Source organism: Marinobacter antarcticus (assembly GCF_011049865.1).
In the GTDB taxonomy this organism is placed as follows: domain Bacteria; phylum Pseudomonadota; class Gammaproteobacteria; order Pseudomonadales; family Oleiphilaceae; genus Marinobacter; species Marinobacter antarcticus_A.
This window is the reverse complement of record NZ_DRGY01000017.1, coordinates 1-3,445: the sequence shown is the minus strand read 5'-3', so window position 1 is coordinate 3,445 and position 3,445 is coordinate 1. Positions and strand designations below refer to the sequence as shown.

Genomic DNA, 3,445 nt, shown 5'->3' with positions numbered 1-3,445 from the left:
TGCCTTTTCTTCTGGGAAAAACAACTCGCTGCGCTCAGACATCTTTTTCCCGCCAGAAAAGGCACCCCACCCCGCGTCCAGCACCTTCAAAGGTGTTAGCCCTCCAGATTACTAACAGGAAGCACTTACCATGGACAGAAAAGCGAAAGCTGTTGTTTGCCGTGAATGGGGCCAGCCCGTTCAGGTGGAGACGATCACCGTTGAAGGCCCCAAACGCGGTGAAATTACCCTCAAAATTGCCGCCTGCGGCGTTTGCCATAGCGATCTATCCGCTACGACTGGCAAAATACCCTACCCGCCACCTTTGGTGCTTGGGCACGAGGCCGCTGGTGTAGTCATAGAAGTAGGTGAAGGCGTAACCGAATTCCAGGAGGGCGACCACGTAGTCAGCTCTTTCATCTCCATGTGTGGTAAGTGCCGGCAGTGTGTGCGTGGTCGCCCTGTTCTGTGCGAGAACGCCCGCAAAGCCATGTTCACATTGCCCGATGGCACCGTGAGAACCAAAGACGCCAACGGCGAGCCACTTAACGTATTCGGAGCCTGCGGTGTGATGGCGGAATACGCCACCATGCACGTGGACAACTGCGTGAGGATCGACAAAACCGTACCCATGCAAAATGCAGCGCTTGTGGGCTGTGCGGTAATGACTGGTGTGGGTGCGGTTTTCAATACTGCGAAGCTGGAGCCAGGGTCTCGTGCGGCCGTCTTCGGGATTGGAGGCGTTGGCCTTAATGCGATTCAGGGCTGTGCTACGGCTGGTGCTGAGATGATTGTGGCTGTAGACAACAACCCCGGCAAGCTGGAACTGGCGAAAGAGTTTGGTGCAACCCATACCATCAATATCAACGACGTTGAGGATGCAGCCAAGGCCGTTAAAAAGCTGACGGGCGGCGTGGACTACGCCTTTGAATGCGTTGGCGCAGGCGCCGTAGTTGAGCAGGCTTATAAAAGCCTGGGGCGAGGGGGCACCGCTGTTGTTGTAGGCGTCTCTGATCCGAAAGACAAAACTTCAATCACTACGCTGACTCTGCCAGCAGACGAGCGCACGTTAAAAGGAAGCTGGCTGGGTTCTGCCCGCCCGCAGTACGATTTTCCGCGCATTATCGGGCTCTACAAGGCAGGCAAGCTGAAGCTCGATGAGCTTGTTACCCGAACCTATCCCATTGAAGAAGCCGCTCAGGCGTTTGATGACATGGTGGCCGGCAAGAATGCCCGCGGCGTAATTGTGATGGAGTCCTGATATGAAAACCCGAATTACCGAGATGTTTGGCATTCGCTACCCGATCATTCAAGGGGGCATGCATCATGTTGGCTATGCCGAGCTGGCATCCGCCGTCTCCAACGCCGGTGGCCTGGGTATCATCACAGGACTTACCCAGCCCACGTCCGAGGACCTTGCGCGAGAGATTGCCCGGTGCCATAAGATGACCGACAAACCTTTCGGCGTGAACCTCACCTTCCTGCCCTCGTTCAATGCCCCGCCTTATCCGGAGTATATCGACGCGATTATTGCAGGCGGCGTAAAAGCGGTTGAAACGGCAGGTCGCAGCCCGGAAAAGTACATGCCTCAGCTCAAGGCTGCCGGTATCAAGGTGATACACAAATGCACCTCCGTGCGCCACGCACTCAAGGCGCAGAGAATTGGCTGTGACGCGGTGAGTGTTGATGGTTTCGAGTGCGGTGGACACCCCGGTGAAGACGACATACCTAACTTTATTCTGTTGCCCCGGGCAGCTGACGAATTGACGATTCCCTTTGTAGCCTCAGGTGGTATGGCCGACGGCCGCAGCCTGGTAGCGGCAATGGCATTGGGTGCAGAAGGCATGAATATGGGCACGCGTTTTCTGGCCACCAAGGATGCCCCAATCCATGACAACGTCAAACAGGCGATCGTAGAAGCGGATGAGCTTCAAACCCGCCTGATCATGCGCAACCTACGCAATACGGAAAGGGTTCTGAACAACGCCGCCGTTGAGGAAATCATCCGTATCGAAAAAGAGAAAGGTGAGGCGGAAACCATCGACGATGTTCGCCACCTCGTAACCGGTGCCAAGGGCCGTCTTGTGCTGCAAGAAGGTAAAATGGATGAGGCCGCCTGGAGCTGTGGCATGGTTGCGGGCCTGATTCATGATATTCCCACCTGCGATGAGCTGATTCAGCGCATCATGGCGGAGGCCGAGACGATTGTGCGCCAACGCTTAGCCGGTTTTGCAGGTTAGATACAGGCCACAAAAAAGCCAGCAGATGCTGGCTTTTTTAACACTGCTTTTATGTCAGGCTTTCTGACGACGGCGCGCTGCGCCCAATCCTGCAAGACCAAGGCCCAGCAAGGCCAGTGTGCCCGGCTCCGGAACGGCGCTTACGGAAACGTTATCCAGTACGATGCCGATATTGTCTTTGCCGCTATGATTAAAGCTGATGAAGCCGGTCGTATCCTCTGCAACCGTGAAGGTGCGGACGACGGACTGCCAGGGGTCATTGGCAGATAGAGTAAAGTTTTCTTCAATCAGTCCGGACAGAGTAACGAGCAACTCATCGTCAGCAGCAGGGCCGCGTTGGTTGCCGGAAATATCAAACATCAACGAATAAATGCCCGCAGACAGAGCAATGGAACTGCTGTTCAGCGTTCCCGCGTTCTTCGTTGAACCATCCAGATCAACGCACTTGCCGGTGTTGCCTACGCAGTCGATGCCGTAATTGCCACTGTTAATCAGATCAACAGAGCCTGCAGCAACAGTCCAGTTAGCAAAGCTGCTGTAGTTGAGGGTAGACGCACCAGGTGTGCCTTCGGTATCAAAGCTGTCCTGGAAAATAGCACTCGCTTGAGCGCTTGTGCTGATGACTACTGCAAGGGCGAAAGAACTCAACATCTTTAACTTCATGATGTATGCCTTATGTCGTGACTAATTGTATAATTCGTTGCTTACGAATTAGCAAAAGCCATGCCAGCATTTAAGTTCCTGATTGGTATGGTCTTTTTTCCTCTCTTTTAATAAAGTGTAAATTTTATCGACATTCGTCTTGATTTGGCATCGCTAAAATACACAATCGATAAGTTTCAGCCGATATTACAGTTCCGCTAACCTGGCATCCCAGAACGGCGTAAGAAGGTTGGGCAGCTCTTTGGAAATACCCAGTGCCGGCTTGATGAGGTCCAACATTATAGGCACCGCAATCTGGGTGTTGGCCCATTTCTGCCCGTACCAGTTTTTCATAAGAGTAAACCATTCCGATTGGCCCCCAAGCATAACGCCTGCCGCCATGCCAGCGAAGGGTGACAGCAGTGGTGCATCGCGAACACCAGGCTCTGGGAAGTAGCCATAAACCGAACCACCGTAATCTTCGGACGGATTGTCGACATCGTGGGGCTGGCGGTAATAGAACACTTCCCCCCGCGCTTTGGCCTGAAACTCGATGTTGTCCGGCGCGTCCATGAAGCCCAGGT

At 53.9% G+C, this 3,445-nt stretch carries 4 protein-coding genes; 2 read left to right on the top strand and 2 right to left on the bottom strand.

From position 1 onward, the window contains the following. Window positions 1-130 precede the first annotated feature (130 nt). Together ENI00_RS01895 and ENI00_RS01890 are read left to right on the top strand one after the other, a co-directional pair. Complete coding sequence (locus tag ENI00_RS01895) at window positions 131-1,240, top strand: Zn-dependent alcohol dehydrogenase (RefSeq protein ID WP_304098000.1); 1,110 nt, start codon at window positions 131-133, stop codon at window positions 1,238-1,240. 1 nt (window position 1,241) lies between these two features. Then, window positions 1,242-2,219 (top strand): NAD(P)H-dependent flavin oxidoreductase, encoded by a 978-nt coding sequence (locus tag ENI00_RS01890; protein ID WP_304097998.1) that lies wholly within the window; start codon window positions 1,242-1,244, stop codon window positions 2,217-2,219. A gap of 54 nt (window positions 2,220-2,273) precedes the next feature. Here the strand turns inward: ENI00_RS01890 and ENI00_RS01885 are convergent, their stop codons facing one another. After that, on the bottom strand, window positions 2,274-2,882 hold the full coding sequence (locus ENI00_RS01885; protein ID WP_304097995.1) for a PEP-CTERM sorting domain-containing protein: 609 nt from the start codon (window positions 2,880-2,882) through the stop codon (window positions 2,274-2,276). A gap of 186 nt (window positions 2,883-3,068) precedes the next feature. Next, on the bottom strand, window positions 3,069-3,445 hold a 377-nt coding region (locus ENI00_RS01880; RefSeq protein WP_304097992.1), incomplete at its 5' end, for a hypothetical protein.